Annotated in this window: 23 protein-coding genes; 17 read left to right on the top strand and 6 right to left on the bottom strand. The window is 62.2% G+C overall.

Going from position 1 to position 25088, the window contains the following annotated elements:
- Window positions 1-43 precede the first annotated feature (43 nt).
- Both ssb and blaOXA read left to right on the top strand, forming a co-directional pair.
- On the top strand, window positions 44-517 hold the full coding sequence (gene ssb, locus AADA04_RS02090; protein ID WP_340691574.1) for a single-stranded DNA-binding protein: 474 nt from the start codon (window positions 44-46) through the stop codon (window positions 515-517).
- Between the two features lie 57 nt (window positions 518-574).
- Entirely contained in the window at window positions 575-1381 is an 807-nt protein-coding gene (gene blaOXA / locus AADA04_RS02085; protein ID WP_340691584.1) for an OXA-1090 family carbapenem-hydrolyzing class D beta-lactamase, read from the top strand.
- A 15-nt stretch (window positions 1382-1396) separates the two neighbouring features.
- Here the strand turns inward: blaOXA and AADA04_RS02080 are convergent, their stop codons facing one another.
- Window positions 1397-4054, bottom strand: a complete 2658-nt coding sequence (locus tag AADA04_RS02080; protein WP_340691573.1) for a GMC oxidoreductase — start codon at window positions 4052-4054, stop codon at window positions 1397-1399.
- Between the two features lie 292 nt (window positions 4055-4346).
- Between AADA04_RS02080 and gyrA the strand changes: the two genes are divergently transcribed.
- Genes gyrA through queA form a run of 4 tightly spaced genes read left to right on the top strand, consistent with a single transcriptional unit; the run spans window position 4347 to window position 9681 of the window.
- A complete protein-coding gene (gene gyrA, locus AADA04_RS02075; protein WP_340691572.1) occupies window positions 4347-7169 on the top strand; it encodes a DNA gyrase subunit A in 2823 nt (940 codons plus the stop codon).
- Window positions 7170-7185: 16 nt separating this feature from the next.
- Window positions 7186-7683 (top strand): pantetheine-phosphate adenylyltransferase, encoded by a 498-nt coding sequence (gene coaD, locus AADA04_RS02070; protein WP_340691571.1) that lies wholly within the window; start codon window positions 7186-7188, stop codon window positions 7681-7683.
- Window positions 7680-8585 (top strand): peptidylprolyl isomerase, encoded by a 906-nt coding sequence (locus AADA04_RS02065; protein WP_340691570.1) that lies wholly within the window; start codon window positions 7680-7682, stop codon window positions 8583-8585. Before coaD ends, AADA04_RS02065 begins: the two co-directional genes overlap by 4 nt.
- A gap of 31 nt (window positions 8586-8616) precedes the next feature.
- A complete protein-coding gene (queA, locus tag AADA04_RS02060) occupies window positions 8617-9681 on the top strand; it encodes a tRNA preQ1(34) S-adenosylmethionine ribosyltransferase-isomerase QueA (RefSeq protein ID WP_340691569.1) in 1065 nt (354 codons plus the stop codon).
- Between the two features lie 53 nt (window positions 9682-9734).
- Here queA and AADA04_RS02055 read toward each other — a convergent pair whose 3' ends face one another.
- From AADA04_RS02055 to AADA04_RS02035, 5 genes are all read right to left on the bottom strand, one after another.
- On the bottom strand, window positions 9735-10136 hold the full coding sequence (locus tag AADA04_RS02055) for a hypothetical protein (RefSeq protein ID WP_340691568.1): 402 nt from the start codon (window positions 10134-10136) through the stop codon (window positions 9735-9737).
- Window positions 10137-10201: 65 nt separating this feature from the next.
- Complete coding sequence (locus tag AADA04_RS02050) at window positions 10202-10690, bottom strand: PaaI family thioesterase (RefSeq protein ID WP_340691567.1); 489 nt, start codon at window positions 10688-10690, stop codon at window positions 10202-10204.
- Window positions 10687-11085, bottom strand: coding sequence for a tRNA-binding protein (locus AADA04_RS02045; RefSeq protein ID WP_340691566.1), 399 nt, complete (start codon window positions 11083-11085; stop codon window positions 10687-10689). Before AADA04_RS02045 ends, AADA04_RS02050 begins: the two co-directional genes overlap by 4 nt.
- Window positions 11066-11830: an SDR family oxidoreductase gene (locus AADA04_RS02040; RefSeq protein WP_340691565.1), complete on the bottom strand. Its 765-nt coding sequence runs from the start codon at window positions 11828-11830 to the stop codon at window positions 11066-11068. Before AADA04_RS02040 ends, AADA04_RS02045 begins: the two co-directional genes overlap by 20 nt.
- Window positions 11831-11957: 127 nt before the next feature.
- Complete coding sequence (locus AADA04_RS02035; protein ID WP_340691564.1) at window positions 11958-13619, bottom strand: DUF262 domain-containing HNH endonuclease family protein; 1662 nt, start codon at window positions 13617-13619, stop codon at window positions 11958-11960.
- Between the two features lie 110 nt (window positions 13620-13729).
- On the opposite strand from AADA04_RS02035, the gene AADA04_RS02030 reads away from it, so the two are divergent.
- The 11 genes from AADA04_RS02030 to lspA all read left to right on the top strand — a co-directional run.
- Window positions 13730-14563: a fumarylacetoacetate hydrolase family protein gene (locus AADA04_RS02030; RefSeq protein ID WP_340691563.1), complete on the top strand. Its 834-nt coding sequence runs from the start codon at window positions 13730-13732 to the stop codon at window positions 14561-14563.
- 232 nt (window positions 14564-14795) lie between these two features.
- The gene (locus AADA04_RS02025; RefSeq protein WP_340691562.1) at window positions 14796-15320 is read left to right on the top strand and encodes a hypothetical protein; all 525 of its coding nucleotides are present in this window, start codon (window positions 14796-14798) and stop codon (window positions 15318-15320) included.
- Between the two features lie 297 nt (window positions 15321-15617).
- Window positions 15618-16847 carry an EAL domain-containing protein gene (locus tag AADA04_RS02020; RefSeq protein WP_340691561.1) on the top strand — a complete coding sequence of 410 codons (1230 nt, stop codon included), beginning with the start codon at window positions 15618-15620 and terminating at the stop codon, window positions 16845-16847.
- A gap of 69 nt (window positions 16848-16916) precedes the next feature.
- Window positions 16917-17426 carry a hypothetical protein gene (locus AADA04_RS02015; RefSeq protein WP_340691560.1) on the top strand — a complete coding sequence of 170 codons (510 nt, stop codon included), beginning with the start codon at window positions 16917-16919 and terminating at the stop codon, window positions 17424-17426.
- A 48-nt stretch (window positions 17427-17474) separates the two neighbouring features.
- Entirely contained in the window at window positions 17475-18326 is an 852-nt protein-coding gene (locus AADA04_RS02010; protein ID WP_340691559.1) for a TIGR01459 family HAD-type hydrolase, read from the top strand.
- Between the two features lie 57 nt (window positions 18327-18383).
- Window positions 18384-18815: a MaoC family dehydratase gene (locus AADA04_RS02005; RefSeq protein WP_340691558.1), complete on the top strand. Its 432-nt coding sequence runs from the start codon at window positions 18384-18386 to the stop codon at window positions 18813-18815.
- Window positions 18815-19753 (top strand): riboflavin biosynthesis protein RibF, encoded by a 939-nt coding sequence (ribF, locus tag AADA04_RS02000; RefSeq protein WP_340691557.1) that lies wholly within the window; start codon window positions 18815-18817, stop codon window positions 19751-19753. Before AADA04_RS02005 ends, ribF begins: the two co-directional genes overlap by 1 nt.
- Window positions 19754-19822: 69 nt before the next feature.
- Window positions 19823-20353, top strand: coding sequence for a hypothetical protein (locus AADA04_RS01995; RefSeq protein WP_340691556.1), 531 nt, complete (start codon window positions 19823-19825; stop codon window positions 20351-20353).
- Window positions 20354-20560: 207 nt separating this feature from the next.
- The gene (ileS, locus tag AADA04_RS01990; RefSeq protein WP_340691555.1) at window positions 20561-23539 is read left to right on the top strand and encodes an isoleucine--tRNA ligase; all 2979 of its coding nucleotides are present in this window, start codon (window positions 20561-20563) and stop codon (window positions 23537-23539) included.
- 105 nt (window positions 23540-23644) lie between these two features.
- The gene (locus AADA04_RS01985) at window positions 23645-24499 is read left to right on the top strand and encodes a hypothetical protein (RefSeq protein WP_340691554.1); all 855 of its coding nucleotides are present in this window, start codon (window positions 23645-23647) and stop codon (window positions 24497-24499) included.
- A gap of 101 nt (window positions 24500-24600) precedes the next feature.
- Window positions 24601-25088: signal peptidase II (lspA, locus tag AADA04_RS01980; protein WP_340691553.1), on the top strand; the 488-nt coding region annotated here is incomplete at its 3' end.

The following is a 25088-nucleotide window of genomic DNA, read 5'->3' as shown; positions in this document are numbered from 1 at the left end:
GAACAGATTCGATAACGAAACAAGACTGAGCGGAGATGGATACATGGCAGGATCAGTGAACAAGGTCATTCTTGTTGGTAATGTGGGGCAGGATCCGGAAGTCCGCCAGTTCCAGAATGGCGGCCAGGTTGCCAGCTTCACGCTGGCCACGTCCGAGACGTGGAAAGACAAGGCCACAGGCGAGCGCAAGGAAAAGACCGAATGGCACCGGATTTCGATCCTGAGCGAAGGTCTGGTCCGTGTCGTCCAGAGCTACGTCAAGAAGGGCTCGAAGCTCTACATTGAAGGCCAGCTCGAAACCCGCAAATGGCAGGACAAGGAAGGCCAGGACCGCTACACGACCGAAGTCGTGCTGCGCGGCTTTGGCAGCACGCTCACCATGCTCGACAGCGCCGGTGATCGCGGCGGTGCCCGTTCCGGCGGCAACGATTTTGGTGAACAGCAAGGCAGCGCCCGCAAGATGAGCGGCCCGGCCGAAAGCTTCAGCCAGGATCTCGACGACGAAATCCCGTTCTAGGAGGCATGTGTGCAGCGCAGGCTGGCTCTTCCAACGCGCGTCGCCAGTGGCCTGGTTCTGGCCCTGACGGCGTGCCTGCTGGCCGCCTGCATGACATTGACCCCACCGCCGCCGCTGAGCGCCAGCGTGGCGGCGGTCGGCGTCGACCCCGACACCTCAACACTGGTCGTCTATCGGCTGGAGGACGAACGGGCATGGATCAGCAATGACGCCCGTGCGCACCAGCGTTTCGTCCCCGCCTCGACCTCGAAAATCCCCCACACGCTGATTGCGCTGGAAACCGGCGCAGTGTCCGGGCCGGACGAAGTCTTCGAATGGGACGGCGTCAAGCGCTTCGTGGACAGCTGGAACGAAACTCAGGATTTCGCGGCGGCCTTCAGGCGGTCAACGGTCTGGATCTATCAGGCCGTCACGCCCCGTATCGGGTCCACCGCGCTGCACGACTGGCTCGCTGATTTCGGCTATGGCAACGCCGACACGGGCGCGCCGGAAGACGTGTCGCAATACTGGCTGAAAGGCCCCCTGGCGATCTCTGCCGAGGAGCAGGTCGCTTTCCTGTCCCATCTGGCCCGCCGCACATTGCCGCTGTCGGCCCGTACCTATGAACTCGCCGTTCCGATGATGGTCATGGATTCCGGCGCAGGCTGGACCCTTTACGGCAAGACCGGCTGGAAAAGCGTCGCGGGCGAAACGGACATTGGCTGGTACGTTGGCTGGCTGGAACAGACCGGCGGCGCCGCGCCCGGCACCTATGCCTTCGCCTTCAACATGGACATGGCCGATCCGGGCGCCGACGTGCCGAAACGAAAGGCTGCCGTGATGCGCGCCCTGTCCGACCTCGGGGCACTGCCCGCCGCCGAATAGGCCAAGTCAGTACAGTCAGTTCCCGCGAATTCGGTCGGCGGCAAGACGCTCGGCGAACGCCATGCCGAACGGGTGCGAATAGCCGGCGGCATGCAGGCGTGTCGCCGGGAAAACGCAACGGCCCAATGGAAGACCGCGCGACAGGCTCTTCGATTTCAGCCGGTCGAACAGGTCGTACACGAAGAGAGGGCTGGCCAGTTTCGCGCCCAGCCCGCCGCGCCCTGAAAGGGCTTCCAGCCGGCTGTACAGTCCGCGGTAGGATGTGTCGTATCCCGTTTCGTCAGACAGGTTGAACGTCTCGACCCGCCCCGGCATGTCCGCCGGCTGCGACAGCCCGCGCTCCATCAACCAGATCATCGCGGCCGCCACATCGGCGATATAGACGAAATGCGTATGCCGCCTCGCGCCGATACTCTTGACCAGCGGGTTCATGTTCACCGCGCCGGCAATGTCATCGACGTCGGCGACGACCGTGGGGCGAACCACGGCAAAATGCGTGTTCCGGCACGCTGCCGCAATCGCGTCCTCGGCGTTCACCTTGCTGCGGCCATAGGCGCGGATGCTGTCAGTGCCGCGATACTCACTCTTCACGTCATGGGTGGGCGTCAGGCGTGTCGTTTCCTCGTCTACCTCGGCGCGCGTCGGCGAACCATAGACGGCGATACTGCTGGCGAACACGAAGCTGCGAATGCCGGCAGCTTCAGCCGCTGCGGCGAGCGCCGCCGTGGCCTCGGCATTGACCCGCTCCATCCGGTCGATGCGCCAGATTTCGGCGCCGAGATGGATGACCGCATCGCAGCCTTGGACAGGGTCTGTGAAATCGACGGACTCGCGCCAGTCATGGTGGAGCCACGTCACATCGCGGTCGGGCTCGCGCCCTACCGCCCGGTCCGGGTTGGACGTCAGCGCGACGACGGCATGGCCGGTGTCGAGCAGCTGGCGGACAACATGCTGGCCGATCTTTCCCGAAGCGCCCGTCACGAGGATGCGCTTGCCCGTCGCTGGCGCGGTTGCATCAGCCATCGTCTGGTTCTCAGTCTTGCGCTCGAGTTTCAGCGGGCCGCCAAGATGGGCTGCCAGGCGCATCGCGAGCGCCACGCCGACAAAGGTCGGGTTGGCGTGGCCGGATGTCGGCATCACCGAGGTCGAGGCGACATAGAGGTTCTGCATGCCGTGCACGCGGCAGTCAGTGTCCACCACGCCGTGCTTCGGGTCGGCGGACATGCGGGTGGTGCCGATCTGGTGCAGGCCGTCCCGCGCCTGGCTGACAATCGCAGCGGCGCGCGCATTTTCCGGCACGGAATAGTCGATCGTGCCGATGCCGGCCTCTGCCACCGCTTCGGCGAGGATAGCGTGGGCCTTCAGCACGCCGTCGGCGTCGGCAGCGGAATAATCGAAGTCGACCGCCACGCGCGGCATGCCCAATGCGTCCACGTCCGACGACAGGCGCACCCGGTTGTCCGCCGAAGGCGTCTGTTCGCCATGATAGTACAGCGTGTAGCGGCCCTTGCGGTTCTTCAGGAACACCGATGGCCGCTTTGGCTTCTGCAGGTACATCTGCCGGAACACGTTGAACGCGCCAAACCCGGTCGCGATGGGGGAACGCAGAATGTTCAGGGCATGCGACAGGACCGATTGTCTTTCCTCGCCCAGATACAGGCGGCGCAGCGGCGCGTTGAGGAACCGGTTGCCCAGCGGCGACGACAGGACCATCCAGATCGCCGACAGGGCGCCGTTGCGGTGGGCCGGATCGTAGACGACCGGGTTGCCGGCACTGAACGTGATCTGGGGCAGGCGATGCGCGCGCTGCTCGCTTTCGGTCAGCGTGATGCGCCGGCGCTTGAACCGGTTGCCATCCATTTCATAGTCGAGAAACCCGTCGGAGGCGGGGTCGGCCAGCGTGATCTCGGCGATCTTGCCGCTGACATGGCCCATGTAATAGCGCCCCAGCGGTCCATCCACGCCGCCGAACAGGCCGGGTCGTGTCCGCTGCGCCGCCAGCAGCAGGCGCGGCGTCTGGACGCCGCCAGCGGCCACGATGACGGTTTTGACGGGCAGGTCCGTGCGCGTCGCCCCGTTGGCAACCGTGACGGCCTCGACCCGCGTATCGTCTCCGTCGAACCGGAAATCCACAACCGTGGCATCCAGCACGACGCAGATGTCGTCGCAGGTTTTCAGCCAGTCGCCATAGACATGCGCAATGTTTGGATTGGCGACCCAGCTTTCCAGCGTGTCGCTGCGGACGCGGCCATTGTCGGGCCACAGGGGCGTGTCGGTGAAGTCCTCCCGGCAGCGCAGGAAGCCAGCCGCATCGGCATACCAGCGGGTCACGGTCTCGGCGCTGATCGGCCAGCCTGAATTCTCGATCCAGGGGCGCGCCTCGAAATCGATCGGGTCGAACGGCACGCAGCGCCCGCCCCATTGATAGGAATTGCCGCCCAAGGCGCGGCAGCAGCCTTCTTCAAGCGGTACATGATGGGCTGTATCGAGACGACCGGCCTTGCCGAGGTCGTTCTTCTGCTCGTCCGGCCAGTAATTGCCGGATTCCAGCATCAGGACCTTCAGGCCGCGTTTGACAGAGGCATGGGCCAGCGCGAGCCCGATCGGGCCCGATCCGACAACGCATATATCAGCGCCGGGGAAGCCCTGGAAATCCTCGAATGTCACGATCATGGCCGCACGCGCCTTCAACCCGTCATGGATATAGCAAGGCGTATGCCATCAGAAGGCGTCCGGCGCCAATTCATCCGGCCCCTTTTCGTCATGTTTCCGGGCCATATCCGGGCTTTTTCCGTGCATATGTTCGCGCTGTTTTTCGTGCAGGGCCGGTCACCGCCACTAACTGCCAAAACCCCGCCAAAAGGGTGGCTTTCCTGCCCCCCGCCTGCTAGAGTTTTCTCAATAAATATAGGCGATTCGGGCATGGTCCCCGCCGTACGATACCGAAGACGCAGAAAGCCCCCTCATGAGTGACGACACGACGCCGCCGGACGAGCCCGAAACCCCCGAGAATGGCGGTCAGGGCAACCCGCCCCTCCCGGACGGGATCGAGCCGATTTCCATCGAATCCGAGCTGAAAAGCTCGTATCTCGACTATGCGATGAGCGTGATCGTCAGCCGCGCGCTGCCCGACGTGCGCGACGGCCTGAAGCCGGTGCACCGCCGTATTCTCTACGCCATGCAGGTCGGCGGTAACACGCCCGACAAGCCCTACAAGAAATCCGCCAATATCGTCGGCGCCGTGATGGGTAACTTCCACCCGCATGGCGACAGCGCGATCTATGACGCGCTCGTGCGCATGGCCCAGCCCTTCTCGATGGGCCTGCCAATGGTCGACGGCCAAGGCAATTTCGGCTCGATCGACAATGATCCTGCCGCTGCCATGCGTTACACGGAAAGCCGGATGACCAAGGCGGCAACCTATTTGCTCGCCGATATCGACAAGGACACTGTCAACTTCCAGGACACGTATGACGGTTCGCAGCAGGAACCGACGGTCCTGCCGGCCCAGTTCCCGAACCTGCTGGTCAATGGCGGCGGCGGCATCGCGGTCGGCATGGCCACGAACATCCCGCCGCACAATCTCGGCGAAGTCATCGACGCGACCCTCGCCGTCATCGACGACCCGATGATCGACGATGAAGCGCTGCTCGACATCGTCCCGGGCCCCGATTTTCCCACCGGTGGCCTGATCATGGGTCATGCCGGCAGCCGCAAGGGCCTGACCACCGGGCGTGGCTCGGTCATCATGCGCGCGAAGACTGATATCGAAGAGGCCAAGAATGGCCGCCAGGCCATCATCGTCACCGAGATTCCCTACCAGGTGAACAAGGCCGCGATGATCACGAAAATCGCCGAACTCGTGCGCGAAAAACGTGTCGAAGGCATCTCCGACCTGCGCGATGAAACCGACCGCAACGGCATCCGCGTGGTCATCGAACTGAAGAAGGACGCCAGCGCCGAAGTCGTGCTGAACCAGCTGTTCCGCTTCAGCCAGTTGCAGACCAGTTTCGGCGTCAACATGCTCGCGCTCAATGGCGGCCGCCCGGAGTTGATGAACCTGCGCAAGGTGCTCGTCTGCTTCCTGGCCTTCCGTCAGGAAGTCATCGTCCGGCGCACCAAGTTCGACCTGAACAAGGCCCGCGACCGGGCCCACGTCCTGGTTGGTCTTGCCATGGCCGTGGCCAATATCGACGAAGTGATCCGCATCATCCGCCACTCGCCAGACCCGGCGACGGCCCGCGAAGAACTGCTCGCGAAAGCCTGGCCGATCATGGACATGGGACCACTGCTCGAACTGATCGCAGACCGGCGTACACGCTGGTCGGGCGGCGATACGATCTACCTGTCGGACGAACAGGCCCGCGCCATTCTCGACCTGCGCCTGCACCGTCTCACCGGCCTTGGCCGTGACGAAATCGGCAATGAAGCCAAGGGCTTGTCCGACAAGATCGCCGACCTGCTCGACATCCTGCGGTCGCGCCCGCGCATCCGCGAGATCATCAAGGCCGAGCTCAACGACGTGAAAGAGAAGTTCGCTGTTCCGCGCCGCTCCGCATTCGCGATGGGCGGCATCGACATGGAAGACGAGGACCTCATCGAGGTCGAGGACATGGTCGTCACCGTCACCCATGGCGGTTATGTGAAGCGTACGCCGCTCTCGACCTACCGGACCCAGCATCGCGGCGGCAAGGGCCGTTCGGGCATGTCGATGAAGGACGAGGATTTCGTAGTCAAGCTGTTCTCGGCGACCACCCATACCGAGATCCTGTTCTTCTCGTCGGCCGGCATGGTCTACAAGGAGAAGGTCTGGCGCCTGCCTGTTGGCGGGCCGAACTCGCGCGGCAAGGCGCTGGTCAACATCTTCCCGCTGGCTGCTGACGAACGCATCGAGAGCGTCATGCCCCTTCCGGATGACGAAACGGCGCACGAAGTGCTCGACCTCATGTTCGCGACCCGCTCCGGCACCGTCCGCCGCAACAAGCTGGCCGACTTCACGCGGGTCAACCGCAACGGCAAGATCGCCATGAAGCTCGACGAGGGCGACGGCATTGTCTCGGTCAAGATCTGCTCCGAACGCGACGACATCCTGCTCACCACAGCGCTCGGTCAGTGTATCCGCTTCCGGGTGACAGACGTACGCGTCTTTGCCGGGCGCAATTCGACTGGCGTGCGCGGCATCCGTCTTGGCGCCAAGGACGAAGTGATCTCGATGGGCATCCTGCGCCATGTCGATGCCTCGTCGGAAGAGGCGCGCGCCTATCTCAAGCATGCGTCAGCCATGCGCCGGGCTGCGACAGGTGAAGAAGAGGAAATCAGCGAGGACGATGCTGACGAAGCCGTCGCCGAAACTGCCCTGAGCGCCGAGCGTATTGCTGAACTCGGCGCCGCTGAGGAATTCATCCTCACGATTGCCGATGACGGCATGGGCAAACGCTCGTCTGCCTATGATTACCGCACCACGGGACGCGGCGGCAAAGGCCTCGTCGCCCAGAACATCTGGGGCCGGGACAAGAAACAGGGGCCAACCAAGCAGGTGTCCCAGTCCTTCCCGGTCGATGATGGCGATCAGGTCATGCTCGTCACTGATGCCGGCCAGCTGATCCGCACGCCGGTCGACCAGATCCGCATCGCGGGCCGGTCCACAGGCGGCGTCTGGGTCCTGCGCACAGCCGAGGGCGAGCACGTTGTTTCTGTTGCACGTCTTGTAGAAGACGCTGAAACCGATATGGATGAGGCTGACAATGGTGGTCCGGCGGAAACCGGCACACCTGACCCACAAGAATAGGCAATAGGGGGCGCCAGTGCATCGTATCGGACTTTACCCGGGAACATTCGATCCCCCGACCAATGGGCACATCGATATTTTTGGCCGGGCAATGAAGCTGGTCGATACACTCGTGATTGGCGTTGCCATCAACGAGGCCAAGAAGCCGCTTTTCTCGCTCGAAGAGCGTGTGAACATGGTCAAGGCCGAATGCGCCCATTTCAACGGGCCCGGGCTCGCTGAAGTGAAGGTCATGCCGATGCACGGCCTGCTCATGAAGTTTGCCGAAGCGTGCGGCGCACAGATGATCCTGCGCGGGCTTCGGGCCGTTCAGGACTTCGAATACGAATTCCAGATGACGGCGATGAACGAGCAACTGAATCCCGACATTGAAACTGTGTTCCTGATGGCCGATGTTAGGCACCAGGCGGTCGCGTCGCGGCTCGTGAAGGAAATTGCGAGTCTCGGCGGCGATATATCGCCTTTTGTAAGTCCTGACGTCAAACGTGCCCTCATGGAGAAATACGGTAAATGAAGCTCGCTACATTGGTGATGGCCGCGTCCACCCTCTCGCTGGGTCTGATGGCGTCCGCAGAGACGTCGACTCCGGTCGCGGCTGACGGGGCTGCTGCCGCCCCGGCGATTATAGTTGAAGCGGCGAAGGCTGACACCGCAAACTGGCGCGCCGTTGATCCGGAACGCCTGTTTATCTTCACAACCAACAAGGGCCGCGTCCTGATCGAGGCCTTCCCCGAAGTTGCGCCCAAGCACTATGCCCAGTTTGCCGCGATCATCCGCTCGGGCGATCTCGACGGCACCAGCTTTCACCGCGTGATCAACGGCTTCATGGCACAGGGCGGCGACATTTTCGCGCTCAAGGGCCGCGAATCCGGCCTGCCGGATATTCCGGGCGAGTTCACCTTCCGCCGCAACCCGGCCGAAATGCCGCTCGATTCCAGCTTTGGCCCGCTCGATTCCGCCAAGAACGGCTATGTGAACGGCTTCCCGATGGTGACGCAGGCCTCGTTTTTCGCTGAAATGTCAAAGGACGGCATGGTCGAAAGCTGGATTCCGCATTGCCGCGGCGTCGTGTCGACGGCACGCACAGCCGATCCAAACTCGGCTAATTCGCAATTCTTCCTGATGCGCGACACGTCGCACCATCTCGACAAGGAATACACGGCCTGGGGCCGCGTCGTTGAAGGCGAAGATGTCGTCCTCGCCATCAAGGCCGGCAAGGATGCGCTGAATGGCGAAGTCGCCCTTCCGGACATCCTGATGTCGGCACAGGTCGCCGCCGACCTGCCCGAGGCAGAGCGGCCCAATGTCTGGGTCGAACGCACGGACGGTCCCGTCTTCACGGCGAGTATCGCCGATGTCGCCGAGGACCTGGATGTGTGTGAACGCCCGTCCGTCGCGGCCGTCGTCGAAAACTAGTCGTCAGGCGCCTTCAGCGGGCACAGTTACCATGATGCCCGTAAACCTCGCCGACTTTCATTTTCACCTGCCCGAACAGCTGATCGCGCTGCGACCCGCCGATCCGCAGGATTCTGCGCGGCTGCTGGTCGTACATGGCGACGGGCGGATCGAAGATGCGAGCATCCGCGACCTGCCGCGCTACCTCTCGTCCGGCGATGTGCTCGTGTTCAATGACACGCGTGTTCTGCCTGCCGCCTTGAAGGGCGTGCGGCCGGCGCGCGATGCCGCCGGGAGCGATGTCGCCTGTGATGTGAACCTGGTCGAACGCGTGGACGATCATACGTGGCGCGCGCTCGCGCGGCCCGGCAAGCGCCTGAAACCCGGCGACTCGATTCACTTCGCCGAGGGTTTCCAGGCCGTAATTACACAGCGTGTCGACGGCGGCGAAATCGAGCTGTCTTTCTCGCTGTCCGGACCGGAACTGGAACAGGCGCTCGACGCGCATGGCGCCATGCCGCTGCCGCCTTACATCGCGCGTCGCCGTCCTGCCGATGCGCGTGACCGGGAGACATACCAGACCAGTTTTGCGGGTGAGGACGCCGCCTCGGTCGCCGCGCCGACGGCCGGCCTGCACTTCACGCCGCGCCTTCTGTCGGAACTCGATGCCGCCGGCCTGCAGCGCGAAACGGTTCGGCTCCATGTCGGTCTCGGCACGTTCAAACCGCTGGAAGATGCGCAGATCGAAGCCAATCGCCTGCACGCCGAATGGCGTCGGCTGACGCCGGAATCTGCCAGTCGCCTCAACGCTGCCCGCGCTGCCGGGCATCGCTGCATTCCTGTCGGCACCACCGCCATGCGGACGCTGGAAAGCTGCACCACGCCAACCGGCACGCTCGTGCCGGCCACCGGCCCGACCGATATTTTCCTGAAGCCCGGCGATGCCGTTCGTGCCACCGATGCCCTGGTCACCAATTTTCACCTGCCGGGATCCAGCCTGTTCATGCTGGTCTGCGCGCTCATGGGTACGGATGTGATGCAGGCGGCCTATGCCCACGCCATCGCGTCCGGGTATCGCTTCTATTCCTACGGCGACGCCTGCTTGCTGCTGCCCTGACAAAAAATCCCTACGCCTTGGCGCAGGGATTTTTCGATCGGGTCAGGTTCTATCTAGTGGATGCGGACGACCACGCGGGCATCCTTCGGCTCGTATTTGCGGCCACGATCATCATAGCAGAACGTGGAGTCATATCTCACGCGCTCCCCGTCCTCCCACGTGTACTGGAAGGAATCGTAACAGTCATAACCGTTGTATCGGGCGTTCCATGTGTGGTCGCGCCGCATTTCGTGGCGCGTGTGCCAGCGGTCGGATTCATAGCCATCATAGACGTAATGCTGATGCGAATGACGCGCGTGCGGATCGCCGGTGCGGACACCCACGTTTGCATCAATATCTGTTTCGACGCCAACACCGACACCAAGCCCCAGCTGGGCCGTGGCGGGGAGGATGGCGATGCTCGAGACGGTGCCGAGGGCACCGATAATGGCGATATGTTTCAAGGACTTAATCATTGTCAGCTCCTTTGTGACCTGCCTGAAGAACGGTTGGTCACGCACAAGGTTCCTGACAGTTTACGCTAAGCCTTCGCCGCCATCGCCCCCGGTCCGCGCAGCTCTTCCATTGTGCGGATCGCCTTGGCGGCCGTGATGCGGGCCAGGTGCCGGCCCTTCTCGTCGCGCCAGTCGGCTTCCACCAGTCCGGTGGTCTTGCCACGGCTGACGAGGCGGCCTTCGATCGTGATCAGGCCGTGCGGCACCGGGCGCAGGATTCGCGTCTGCAATTCCATTGTGGTGAACCATTCGCCGTCCTCCAGCGCGCTGGCCATGGTCATCGATACGATATGGTCAGACAGCCCGGCGACCCAGCCGCCGAAGACACGTCCTTCGTTGATGTCGCGTGAGCCGTCATTCGGCCATTCATAACGGGTGTAGCCATAGGACACCTCTTTCAGCCAGAGGTCAGGGCGGATGCCGAGATTCTTGATGCCGGGCGGGAAGTCCCACGTGCCGTTTTTCAGGCGGGCGAAGAATTCTGACTGCTGGGTGGAAAGTTCGGTACGGCTCATGCGAGGCGGGCTCCATTTGGCACCGGCAGGTCTGGCGAGAACATCACGATAGCGCCGTCTGCATCGGGAAACCCGAGCGTCAGCACTTCCGACATGAATTTGCCGATCTGGCGGGGCGGGAAATTGACGACGGCGGCAACCTGTTTGCCGACAAGCGTCTCGGGTGTGTAGTGCACCGTGATCTGCGCTGAACTCTTCTTCACGCCAACGCCCGCACCGAAATCGATCACCAGCCGCAAGGCGGGCTTGCGGGCGCCGTCCAGCGGAGCGGCTTCGAGGATCGTTCCGACACGGATGTCGATTTCGCGGAAGGTGGCGAAATCGGTCGGCGCTGCCTCCGGAGAGTCCGGTTCGTCAGTCAGGTGCATGTCGGGTTCAGCAAGTTGCGCCGCCATCGACGACCATCATCTGGCCGGTCATGTAGGCACCTGCTGCCGAAGCCAGGTAAACGGCCGCACCGGCGATCTCGACTGGCTCGCCGATCCGCGCCATGGGCGTGCCCGACAGGGCGCTTTTGAGGTTCTTCGGGTCTTCCCACAGGGCGCGCGCGAAATCGGTGCGGATCAGGCCCGGCGCGATACAGTTCACGCGGATATTGTCCTTGCCGTATTCGGTCGCCAGGTTGCGGGCGAGCTGGAAATCAGCCGCCTTCGAGATGTTGTAGGCGCCGATGATCGGCGAACCGCGCAGGCCACCAATCGATGAGACGAGGATGATCGCGCCATCCTTGCGGTCGCGCATTTGCGGCATGCACATCTGGATCAGCCAGTGGTTCGAAATGATATTGTTCTGGAGGACTTTCTCGAACTGGTCGTCGGTGATGCCTTCCATCGGGCCGTAATACGGATTGGCCGCCGCGTTGCAGACAACCACATCGACCTTGCCGAACGCCTTGTTCGTCGCGTCGACCATTGCCTGCAATTCGTCCTTGGACGAGATGTTTGCGGGCACGGCAATCGCCGTACCGTCACCGTGCTTCTTGTTGATCGCGTCGGCGACTTCCTGGCAGGGGCCGGGCTTGCGCGAGGAGATCGTCACCTTGGCGCCCTGATCGGCCATGGCCTCGGCAATCGCCCGGCCGATGCCGCGCGAAGATCCTGTAATGATGGCTGATTTTCCGGATAGATCAAACAGGCTCATGGCACCGCTCCCTCGTGTTTTATGTCTGGGGCGAGGGTAAGGTCTGACGCGCGCTGCCGCTAGGGGTTACCTAGCGAAAGGCGCAAATTAGGTGGCTTCGGGCGTTTTGTGCGGATGCGCCGGTTGCCTAGGCCAGCAGGTTCCATTCTTCCGCCAGGATTTCCGCGAGGCGTTCGGTGCGTTTCCGCACGACTTCCGGCGTCCACGCGTCCTGGTCCATCAGGTCGCGGGTGAGGGCGAAATCCGCGCCGCCGCCGCCGTTGAAATAGACTTCCTTCTTGGCGCGATAGTCGAGCCGGTCGGCTTTCTGGTTCACCTTGTTGGTCAGCAGCACGAAATTGCCCAGCGTATCGCATTGCTCGCGGCGCTTGGCGGGGTCGGGCCAGGTGACCATCCAGTGGCTGTCCTCGTGCACATTGCGCGGCAGGACGTGCTCGACGGTTGCGTCCGATTCCGGGGGGATGGTGAAACCGCCATCCAGCGCCGCATTGAGACGCAGCGCCATGGCGCGTCTCTGGCCGAATGTCGCGAACCGGCCGAGCAGGCGTTCGCGCACCTTGCGGGCCTCATCCTTCGAGATCGCGAAAGGACCGTTCTTCGCGAGGAGCGTGCGTTCGTTGGTCACCGCGTCGCTGACCTTGTTGAAGCGCTTGTTGCGCTGGTCCTTGTCGTGGAGGACCAGCTGGATGACGTAGCCGAGGCGTTCGAGGCCGGTAAAGAATTGCGGTGCGATGGGAGAATCGATCCCGCGCTCGACGAGGAACTTGAGGGCAGGCGCGCGCCAGCTCTGTTGCTCCAGCGCGCGCAACTGGTTGAGCTTGTCGGCGACAAGGGCGGCGTTCGGGCTGTCGGTGACCTTGGCGGTCGTGATCTGCCGATAGGCGGCGACATAGTTCGGCAGCATGTCGTCGAGGAATTTGCGCGGGTCGATTTTCGACAGGACGGCCTTCTGGAAACCCGCGACGAGATCACCCTTGGGGGAACGGTCATGGATCGCGCGGATCTGGCGCAACAGGTCATCAAAGGCGCCGCCGCCGAGAATGGCCTCGTGTTCGGCCCAGCGCTCGGCATAGGTATTGGCTTCCTTGACCGAGAACTTTGCTTTCTGGAACAGCTCGGTCTTGATGATGTCGTGGGCGTCGGGCTCCTTGCCGCGTGTGTTGAGAACTCTGAAAACCTTGAATCCCTGATCCTTGTCATTCACGACGACCCGGACCAGCGCACAACCCGTCACGACGGTATCGGTCAGGGAGCGGCGACGCTCGTCCGACATCTGCTTCAGCTCCTTCAGCAGGGCGCCGGCATTTCCAACCATGCGTTGCTGGCTGTCGCTTTCGCCCGGCTCGTTCCGTAGCGTCTTTGTTGCACCAAGGCGCTGGATGGTGTCGCGGAAAAACGCGCCGTCCATATAGTTCAGCGTCAGGCGCCAGTTGGCCGCTTCGCCGAGCATCGGGCGTGCGTCATCGGCAATCATGGCATGCAGCGCTGCGGCGCGTTCGGTGTCAGGTTCAAGGTCGCGCAGCACGGCCAGCAGGATCGTCAAAGTGGTCAGGCGCTGCTGCCCGTCGACGATTTCGACCATGCCGGACTCGGCGCCGTTCACAAGAACAATCGCGCCGATGAAATGCGGGATATTGCTGTCGGTTGCTTCAGCAAGGTCGCCGAGCAGGTCGAGGGCTTCGCGCTCTCCCCAAGAATAACTACGCTGGTAAGGCGGCATGCACAGGCGTTCTCCCTGTCCGAATAAGCCGCTTAGCGAGCTCTCCTGAGCTCGTACGCCAAGGTCCATTTCAATTCCCCTATACAGCCCTTTTCCCTAGCCCTTGCCAAACCCCATCACAACGCGGGATGAACGGTTGGCAATGTGTTTGGGCAAAAGTGTGACGGGAGAGTAACGGTATGCGTCTTGTGAGATTTGAATATGAAGGTGTGACACGCTTCGGTGCCTTGCGGGCGACCTCTGTCGTTCCGCTTGCGGCGGATACGATGGAGGCGGCATTGAAGGCCGACGCATCGGGCGATCCTGTCCCCCTGGATGAAGTCACCTTGCTCGCACCGGTCGCGAAGCCGGGCAAGATTCTCGGTATCGGCGTCAACTATGCGGCGCATGCTGCAGAGAGCGTCAGCTTCATCGACACGAAGAAACCCGACGTCCAGAAATGGTTCAACAAACAGGTCACGGCGGTGAACGGCCCCTATGCCGACGTCCACCTGCCGAAGGTCTCCGAACAGCTCGACTATGAAGGCGAACTCGTCGTCATCATCGGCAAGCATGGACGCCACGTCCCGCGCGAGCGGGCATTCGAAATCGTGGCCGGCGTGACAGTCGGTTGCGATTATTCTGTGCGCGACTGGCAACGTGCCAGCCAGACCATGATCATGGGCAAGGGCTTCGACACGCATGCCGTATTCGGTCCGGCCATTGTCACGCTGGACGAGATTGCCGACCTGTCCGCGCTCGAGCTGCGCACTTTCGTCAACGGAGAGCCGCGCCAGGTCGGGTACGTTCGTGATCAGATTCACGACATCCCCGCGCAGATCGCACACCTCACCGCCGCCTTCACGCTGGAACCGGGCGATGTGATCTTCACTGGCACGCCGGCCGGAGTCGGGGCAGGGCACACGCCGCCGAAATGGTTGAAGGCAGGAGACCGTGTCCGCGTCGAAATCGACTGTCTCGGCTTCACTGAAAACGAAATCGTAAGGGAACCGGGTGAGACCGTCATCTCGTAGACCGGAGCTCCCTCGCATGCGAATCATCATCCTGCTGGCCAGTCTGGCATTGGCAGCTTGCGGCGGACCTGCCACCCCCTTGCCACCCCCAGACCCTACCGCCTCCCACATCACCAGCACGGACTTCGCATTGTTGCCCTGCGGACCGGCGACAGCCCCGAATCCCTGCGTTTTGGTGATGGCGGGCGGAAAGCGTGTCCTTTTTGGCACACCTGCCGGCGTGGCGGCCGATATGTCCCCGCAGGACCTCAGGAATCTCGATGCCGTGATGCTGTTTTCACTGCGCGGTACCGACATCGAAGGCCTTGATGATGTGCGTAATGCCAGCTGGCGTGCAGGCCATGAAACGCCCCTGCGCGTCTCCGGTCCGGTCGGCACGAGCGAGGTCCTGTCCGCCATCAACAAGGCCTATGAAGTGTCGGATTCCTTCACCTTTGTCGAACAGGCCCCGGCAGGCGGATTCAATGCCGCCAGCCTGAGGCCCCTGCCGGGTGAAAACGACACCAAGACACACGTCTTCAATACGGGTGACCTTGTCGTGACCCACCTGGTGAACGATACCGGCCGGGTCGGGTACTGGGTTGATTATAATGGGGTTCGTCTCGTGCTTGAGCCGTGCGGCATGACTCAGGCCACGCAGTTTTCCGGAGAATCACGGCTGACCGTAGCTTGCCAGAACAGCGCGCTGACCTGGCCTGTAACGGACCTGGTTTTTGTCGACCGGGGCATGGTTGAAACAGGTCCTGACGCCTCATAAAGCGACGGGGCCCCGCATCGCTGCAGAGCCCCGTTCTCCCCCGAGATTGCCCCCGCTCCGGCCAATAAAATGGCCACGGACCAGTGCAACTCGATGACCCCCGGGTATCGCCGCCCTTAACCTTTGTCTAGTCTTGGAAGACGTGTCATGAGTGTAACTCAAAACGTCTGTGATCTTGATGCAACGGTGGACCGTAACGGGATTGTCGGAGGTGGCAAATCAGGCCATTTCCACGCAATTCGTTAACCAATTGGCCATATCTGTTAAGGTTGATGGATTGAACTGGGTGCTGAACGTATGACTTTTGTCTTGTTCCTGCTGTACATCGCAATAGGCAGTGGCGTCGGCTATGGCGTTAACACCTATGCAGGTCTCAGCCTGCCGCTGTCGCTCGCCAGCGGGGCGATCGTATCTGTGATTCTCGCCCAGATTCATGTTCTCTCCGCCAGCAGCCGCTCGCGCCAGCAACTGGACGAGCGCATGGACCAGGTCGAGCGCAGGAACCGCGACACGGCAGAGCGTGTCGATGTCATCGACGCGCGCACTGAAGCGGTCGAAGCCACAGTGAAGCACGAGCTGACCGAGCGCCGCGACGCGCTGGTGTCAGAAATGAAACAACTCGAAGGCCTGATCGATCGGCTCTCGCGCAGCTTCGAATCGAAACTGTCCGAGCCGTCCATCGTATCGGCCGTCGCGCCGCAGGAAGATTCCGTGCTGCGTGACGTGAAGGATGCGCTGAAGGACGGCCGGGTGGACCTTCACCTCCAGCCCATCGTGTCGCTGCCGCAGCGCCGCGTGTCTTTCTATGAGGGCTTCACGCGCCTGCGTCGCCCGGATGGTTCGCTGATCCTGCCAGCTGAATTTCTCGATGCCGGCCGTCGCGCCAACCTGATGGGAATCATCGACAATTTCACATTGTTCCGGTGCGTCCAGATCGTGCGCCGCTTGGCCGAACGTGACCGCCGCGTCGGCGTATTCTGCAACATTGCGGCATCGTCGCTGGAGGATACGGCTTTCTTCCCGATGTTCCTGCAGTTCATGACCGAGAATCGCGACCTGTCCGGTGCCGTGATTTTCGAAATTCGCGCAGACCAGTTCGAAACGCGCTCGCGCACGATGCGGGATAATATGGACCGGCTTACGGCGCTGGGCTTCCGCTTCTCGATCGACCATGCGTCAGACCTGTCGCTCGATCTGCCGCGCCTCCAGGCTGCGGGCGTCCGTTTCGTGAAAATGAACGGTACGACCCTGATCGACCAGTTGCGCGATCCGCATGGTGCGCGACCCGTCTCATCGATCAACCGCCGGGTTGGTGGCGAGGAAGTCAGTGCCGTCTTCTCGCGCTATGGCGTCACCATGATCGCGGAAAAAATCGAGGACGAAGCCAGCGTCGTCGAAATTCTCGAATACGACATCCCTTACGGTCAGGGCCACATCTTCGGTGCGCCGCGTCCGATCAAGGCGTCCCTCATGGAAGAGACCGCCCCGCCACAGGCATTGGTCGAGCGCCTGTCCAGCTTCGGCTGAGCACTCGGCATCATTTCGCCCCAATCGCTGAGCTTAATGTGCCTGTCCGGTTGAGACGGGAGTCGCCTTATGCGTTTGATTGCCTTGCCTGTTTTCCTGTTCGCATTTGTTTGTGCGGCAACGGCGCAGACGCCGCCTGACGTGCTGCCCGTCCGGGCCATCCTGCCTGATCCGCATGAGTTCGAGGCGCCGCCCGCCCTTGAAAAGATCGAAGACCATTCGGTCGTCCTGCTGGACCTGACCATGTCGGTCGAAGCCTATCCCTCGTTTGAAAACGCAGACGGCACTTACACAATGCTCGACGGCGATTGTGAATTTGGCCCGATGGATGGGGTGCGCATGATGTCCGTGCCGACCGGGTCCAACCATCTGCTCCTGAACATACGTCCGGGCGATCCGACACAGTTCGCCGCCAATAGCGTGTCTTGCGAATACATGCCCAGCCTGCAGAGCGGCGAGAATATCGGCCAGGTCATGACGGTGAGGGGCTGTTATCTCGCGAACGCGCATTCCATCCCGACGGCCACGCTGTATGTGCTCAATCCGCTGCCGGCGAGCGCTTGCGGGCTCACCCAATAGTTTCGGACCGGATTGACCCTGCCTGCGGCGCAGCCTAGGTCGCGGCGCATGACAAAACTCCAGTTCCCTCAAGGCCTGTCTTCAATCGCGCAGGATTATGACTCCATCCTCTGCGACGTGTGGGGGGTGATCCACAATGGCCGTGCGGCCTTCACCGAGGCCTGCGAGGCGCTGGTGAATTTCCGAGCGCAGGGCGGCCGCGTATGCCTGATCACCAATGCGCCGGTGCCGAAGGCGCAGGTCATTCGCTATTTTGAACCGCTCGGTGTGCCGTCAGATGCATTTGATGATTGCGTCTCGTCCGGGGATGCGACGCGCGCTGAACTCACGCTGCGCCGCGACAAGACGATCTGGCGCCTTGGGTCCGACGAGGGCTTCGAACATGACAAATACTTGTACAATGGGCTCGACCTGACGTTCGTCGACACTGCCGACGCGGACCTGTTGCTGTGCATTGGCCTGCGTGACCAGGTGAATGACTTGCCGGGAGACTATACGGCAGAGCTCAAACAGGGCGTTGACCGCAACCTGCCTATGATTTGCGCCAATCCGGACAAGCAGGTGCGTGTTGGCGGCAAGCTCTATTGGTGCGCGGGCGCGCTGGCGGAGATTTACGAAGACCTGGGCGGGACGGTTGTCTATCCCGGCAAGCCGCACGCGGCGATTTACCGGCTGGCGGTGGAGCGCCTGCGCGATCTGGGCGCTGAACCATCGCGCATCCTGTGCATCGGTGACAGTCCCGCAACCGACGTGCGTGGCGCACGCCTGCAGGGTTATGACAGCCTCTATGTCGGGACGGGCCTGAAGGAGCACGGCGCCGACTTTGAGCAGGAAGTGACTGACCTGCTGGCCGACTATGGCGAACAGGCCACTTACGCCATGACGGGCCTAAGATGGTGACGTGGGCATCGCCCGCGTGTAACGAACCTTTCAGATCAATATCGGAGACCCGAACGCATGAGCGAGTTCAACGGCTACAAGTACGAAGACATGGATATCGGAATGGCGCACGAAACCGTGCACACGATAACGGAAGATGACATCCAGCGATTCGCTGAAGTGTCGGGTGACTACAATCCCCTGCACATGAACGAAGAATTCGCCGCAAAGACCGTTTTCGGGCGCCGCATTGCGCATGGCGCTCTGACGGCCAGCTATATCTCCGGCATTCTGGGCAACAATCTGCCAGGCCCGGGCGCCATCTTCATCGGCCTGTCCATGCGCTTCAAACGCCCGGTTCATATCGGCGATACGGTGACAGTTCGCGCGGAAGTCGCCGAGAAGCAGGACCGGGGCAACCGGGTGACCCTGAAAGTGGAATGCACAGTTGACGGCAAGCGCGTCATCACGGGCGAAGCCGAAGTGGTTGCGCCGCGCCGGGAGGCCTGATGGCCGTTTACGCCGACTATCGCCGATTGCCGGAGAGCGCGCGGGGCGCGTCAATCGCGCTCGGCAACTTTGACGGGCTGCATGCCGGGCACCGGGCGGTGATCGACGCGGCCCGCAAGGCCGGGCATGGCAAGTTCTCCGTCGCGACATTCGAGCCGCCGCCGCGGGCCTATTTCCGGCCCAATGACCCGCCCTTCCGTATTTTCCGTCCGGAACGGCGCAATGCCAGTATCCTCGCAGAGGGCGCGGATGCCGTATTTGAATTGCCGTTCAATGGCGAGATGGCGGCAATGACGGATGAAGGGTTCGTGCGAACGGTCCTCGTCGAGGGGCTGGGCGTTTCTCACGTCTCCGTCGGGTTCGACTTCCGTTTCGGGCGCGGTCGGATGGGCCATGCGGCGCGCCTTTCCAGCCTGGGGCGAGCCCTCGGTTTCGGCGTGTCGATTGTCGAGGAAGTGCTGGAATTGGGAACGAAAGCCTCGTCAACGGCGACGCGGCAGGCCCTGATGGCGGGCGAGCCGGAAACCGCTGCCGAAATAATTGGCGATTGGTGGGTCGCTGAAGGATTGGTCGAATCCGGTGAAAAGAACGGTCGCACGTTCGGCTTTCCGACGGCGAACATCCATCTCAACGATCTGATCCATCCGCGCCATGGTGTCTACGCGGTCCGGGCGCTGGTCGAGGGCGAGGGCGCGTGGCGTGACGGTGTCGCCAGTTTTGGGCGCACGCCCACCACCGGCCTGCGTGACCCGCTGCTGGAAACGTTCATTTTCGACTTTGACCAGGACATTTACGGCAAGTGGCTGGAAGTGCAGCTGGTGTCGTACCTGCGGCCCGAACAGAAGTTCGAAAGCGTCGACGCCCTGATCGAACAAATGCACAAGGATGCTGCGGAATCGCGCATCCGATTGCATGCGGCTGCGGTCTCGCCCAATTAGCGCCTGATTTCCTCTGAAAACTGATGCTGCCCGACGGAACTCCGGACCGTCTCCCGTGTTGGAATTGATATGCAGAAAGTCATCGTGTCCCTTTGCCTGTCGGCTGTCATGCCACTTGGCGCGCTTGCCGAGGGGGCCGACACAAGCATTCGTGCGCCGGACATGCTGGTCGGTTCTGTCGGCGCGGGTGACTTGCACTTGCTGCTCGACGACATGGACGCGCATTTGACCATGACGGGGGTGAATGACCGGCAGGCGCCCTACGTCTTCGCGACGACGAGGCACGGTACGCCCTTTGCCGTCTATACAGCTTGCGCCAATCCGGACGGTACCGATTGCCGGGGGCTGGAATTCCTTGCGGGTGTCTTGTCGGAGAAGTCGGTGGATGAGGTCAGCCAGATCAATCAGGCCTATGCCGCCGTGTCGGTGTACAAGTCCGATCCGGAAATGGTGCACGTCTCGCGCTATGTCATTCTCGATCATGGCGTGACCTGGGCCAACCTGCTGGAAAACGCTTCCGTGTTCGAGGTGCTGTGTGAACATGTCATGGAAGACCTGTCGGAACAGGGGCCGGTAGCGACCAAAGATCGCGCCAGATAGTGACAGCGCTGGCCCCGCCTGCTAGGCGAAAAGCATGGCACGGATACACTGCATTCGAATTAGACGCCCGGCGGCGCACTGACCCGATTTGACGGGGCGGGCGAAGCCGGGAACTCATGCTGCAGAAACCCATCCAGAAACCCGTGGCAAAGCCATGGGAAACCCGTATCAGATTCATAGATACCGCAAGAAGCCATACAGAGCCCCATGACCGATTCCCTGACTGACCGCGATTACCGCGACACGCTGTTCCTGCCGACTACCGATTTTCCGTTGCGCGGCGTCCTGCCGAAGCGCGAGCCGGAATGGATTGCCCGCTGGGACGAGATGAAACTGTATGGCCAGCTGCGCGCGGATGCGAAAGCGCGCGGGGCGGAACAATGGATCCTCCATGATGGCCCGCCCTATGCCAACGGGCATATCCACCTCGGCACCGCGATGAACAAGATCGTCAAGGACGTGATCGTACGCTCGCACCAGATGACGGGTCATGATGCCCCTTACCTGCCGGGCTGGGACTGCCATGGCCTGCCGATCGAATGGAAGGTGGAAGAGGAATTCCGCTCGAAGAACCGCGGCAAGGACGATGTGCCGGGCGACGAGTTCCGCGCCGCCTGCCGCGCTTATGCCGAGAAATGGGTCGAGATTCAGGGCCGGGAATTCCGCGCGCTGGGCATCGAGGGCGAATGGGACAATCCGTACCTGACGATGAAATTCGAGAGCGAGGCGACGATTGTCGCCGAGTTCCTGCGCATGGCGATGCAGGGCGCGCTGGTGCGCGGCGCCAAGCCGATCATGTGGTCGCCCGTCGAGCGGACGGCGCTCGCCGAAGCGGAAGTGGAATATTACGACCGCAAGGTGCCTGTGATCTGGGTGAAGTTTCCGGTTGTCGGGCGCGATGACGATGCAAGCGTTGTCATCTGGACGACGACTCCCTGGACGATCCCGGCCAACCAGGCCGTATCGTTCAGCCCGGACATTTCGTACGGCCTCTACACGGTCGATGCCGTCATGAGCGAGGAAGAGCTGGGCTTTGCGCCCTACGCGAAAGCCGGAGAGAAACTCATCATCTCCGATGATCTCGCTCAGACGGTCATGGACGGTGCCAAGGTCAGTGCCTTCACACGCGTCTCTGACGTCGATCCGACAGGCTGGACGCTCAAGCACCCTCTCTCCGGTATGGATCCTTTCTTTGACAAACCCATCCCCATGCTTTCCGGCGAGCACGTCACGGCTGATGCCGGTACCGGCTTCGTCCACACAGCGCCTGCGCATGGCGAGGATGACTTCAATGTATGGGTCGAGTCCGGCCGCACGACCCAGGACATTCGCCAGATCGTCGATGCCGATGGCTGCTACACGCCGGACGTACCGCGCTTTGCGGGCATGGATATCGTCCGCACCAGCGGCAAGAAGCGCGGCGAGCCGGGCAAGGCGAACAATGAAGTGATCGCGGCGCTGGCTGAGAGCGGCAACCTGCTGGCGCGGGGCATCACCTCGATTCGCGATGCGCACTCGTGGCGCTCGAAAGCACCCGTCATCCGCCGCGCGACACCGCAATGGTTCATCTCGATGGACAAGCCCGGTCCGAACGGCAAGTCGCTGCGCGAGAATGCGCTGGCCGCCATCGACTCGACGGAATTCTTCCCGGCGACCGCGCGCAATCGCCTGCGCTCCATGGTGGAAGGTCGTCCTGATTGGCTGATCAGCCGTCAGCGCAACTGGGGCGTGCCGATCACGATCTTCGTCGACAAGTCCGGCCAGCCTCACACAGCGGCGCTGCCGGCCGACACGGCCAAGGCGCTGAACGAGACGATCAAGGCGGCCATCGCCAAGGGCGGCGTCGAGGCCTGGTTTGATACGCCGAAAGAGACGTTCCTGTCCGCCCACGGCATAGACGCCGCTGACTGGGATAAGGTGACGGATGTGCTGGACGTTTGGTTCGATTCCGGCACGACGCATGCCTTCGCCCTGCGCGAGCGCGGTATCATCGACGCCGAGACCGGGCAGGCAGATCTCTACATGGAAGGCTCTGACCAGCATCGCGGCTGGTTCCAGTCATCGCTCCTGGAATGCTGCGCGACGCGCGGCATGGCCCCTTACAAACAGGTGCTGACGCACGGCTTCATCGTCGATTCCGAAGGCAAGAAGATGTCGAAATCGATCGGTAACACGATCGAACCGGAACAGATTGCCAAACAGTATGGCATCGAGATCCTGCGCATCTGGACGGCCTCGGGCGATTATACCGAAGACCTGCGGATTTCCGACGAGATCATCAAGGGATCAGTGGAATCCTATCGCAAGCTGCGCAACACGGTCCGCTACATGCTGGGCGCGCTGGAAGGCTATACGGCAGAGGAAGCCATCGCCGCCGACAAGATGCCCGGCCTTGAGCGCTGGGTTCTGCACCGCCTGTCGGAACTCGATGCGCAGGTTCGCGCCGCCTATAATGTTTATGATTTCAAGAAGGTGATGAGCCTGCTGATCAATTTCTGCGGGGTCGACCTGTCGGCTGTGTATTTCGATATTCGCAAGGATAGCCTCTATTGCGACCCGCGCTTTGAAACAGCGGAAGCCTGGGACAAGGCGACCGCGGTGTTCGGTAACCGTCGGCGCGCCGCGCGCACGGTGATGGCGACGGTGCTGGAGCGACTTCTCACTTGGCTGGCTCCGGTAATGCCGTTCACGATGGAAGAGGCCTTCCTTGAAAGTCACATCAAGGACAGGGCGGCTTCGGTGCACCTGCTGCAGTTCCCGGACACGCCGCCGGGCTGGCAGGACGCCGAGCTTGCCGCACGCTGGGAGAAAATCTTCACCGTACGTCGCGTCGTGACAGGCGCGCTGGAAGTCGAGCGGCGCGAGAAGCGGATCGGCGCGTCGCTGGAATCCTCGCCGCGCGTGCTGATTTCCGACGAGGCTTTGATCAAGGCGTTCAAGGGCGAGGATGCGGGCGACCTGTTCATCACCTCGGGCGCCGAGCTGGTGCATTCATCGGCGGGCGAGGGTGGCGGGTTCACGCTGGACGATACGCCGGGCGTGATCGTTTATCCGGTCAAGGCGGACGGCGTGAAGTGCCGGCGCAGCTGGAAATATTTTGATCCGGCAACGGCGAACCCGGCTTTCCCCGACATCACGCCGCGCGACGCGCTGAGTGTGAAGGCCTGGGACGCTACCCACAGCTGATCGTTCACGGATTGTTGAGCGGACGCGCTCCGGCATTGGTTGCCGGGGTCATGCGGCGCGTTTAGGTTTCCTCGCAATCACAACAATGATCGGGAGGGACAGATCATGAAATTTTTCGCTATCAGCCTGTTTGGAGCGGCGCTGCTGGGTGCCTGTGCGACACCCGTCGCGGACGCACCGGAAGCCACATTGGTCGAGGCGCGAGCTGCGCCGGCCGAAGTCGCCGTCGCCGAGACGGCTCCGGAAGCGGAAATGGTGGTCGCGCCAGCGGCGATTGATGTCGCGGCCGTGTCCGGGGCGCTTGCTGCCGCAGAAACCCGCTCTGACGAAGACAAGGCGCGCGATGCTGGCCGCAAGCCGGCCGAGGTGCTGGCCTATCTCGGCATCAAGCCCGGCGATACGGCGGCGGACTTCATTGCGTCGGGCGGCTGGTACACTGAAGTGCTGTCCATCGCGGTCGGGCCGGACGGTACGGTTTATGCGCAGAACAGCGAAGCGGCGCTCGCCCTGCGCGACCGGGCCTATGACAAGGCGCTGACGGCGCGGCTTGCCGGCGACCGGTTGGCGAATGTTGTGCGCAAGGACGAAGAGCTGACGGCGCTCACCATTCCGGCAGCCAGTGTGGACGTGGCGCTGACGGGGCTGAACTTCCATGACGTTTACAATGCCTATGGACCTGAGGCGGCGGTCGGGTTCCTGTCCGCCATCCGCGGCACACTGAAGCCGGGGGGCGTACTTGGCGTGATCGATCATGCCGGCGTGCCTGGGGCAGACAATAATGAACTGCACCGGATCGATCCGGCACTTGCGGTGGCATCGGCCGAGGCCGCAGGATTCCGCGTTGAGGTGAACAGCGATATCCTGTCCAGCGCGGCTGACGATCACACGAAAAACGTGTTCGACCCGGCCGTGCGCGGCCAGACCGACCGGTTCATTCTGAAGCTGACCAACCCTGAATAAGACGGGGCGCGGCGTCCTGTCTTACGGCAGGACGCCCGCACAGCGCCCGAACCTGCACAGAATCGCTTGATCGGCGGGGCGGGGTCTGCAATCTGCACGGCATGAAGTTCAATTCGGCAAATATATGGGCGCTGGCCCTGGTGCCTGTCGTGATCCTGGCCGATCAGGTGTCGAAATGGCTGATCCTGTCAGATGCGCGTTTCAATGCGCTGCCCTGTCTGGATGGGACTGTTGCCTGCGGCCGGATGGCTGTGCCGGGACCGATTGACCTGAGCATGCTGTGGAACCGGGGCATGAGCTATGGTTTCCTGCAGTCCGAAGGCCTGATGCGCTGGGTGCTGAGCGCCGCCATGCTGTTGATCGCACTGGGTTTTCTGGTCTGGCTTTTGCGTGCCGAGGGCCGCATGCTGAAACTGTCGCTGGCCATGGTCGTCGGCGGCGCGTTCGGCAACCTGATCGACCGGGTCCGTTTCGGCGCCGTTGTCGACTTTATCGATGCCAGCGCACTCCATTTCCCATGGGTATTCAATGTCGCCGATGCTGCGATTAGTGTTGGTGCGGTCTTGCTGTTTGTTGATCAGTTCTTACT

It is taken from the genome of Hyphomonas sp. (assembly GCF_037969335.1).
Classification (GTDB): Bacteria; Pseudomonadota; Alphaproteobacteria; order Caulobacterales; family Hyphomonadaceae; genus Hyphomonas.
The sequence above is the reverse complement of the archived record's forward strand: the minus strand, read 5'-3'. Positions and strand labels throughout refer to the sequence as shown.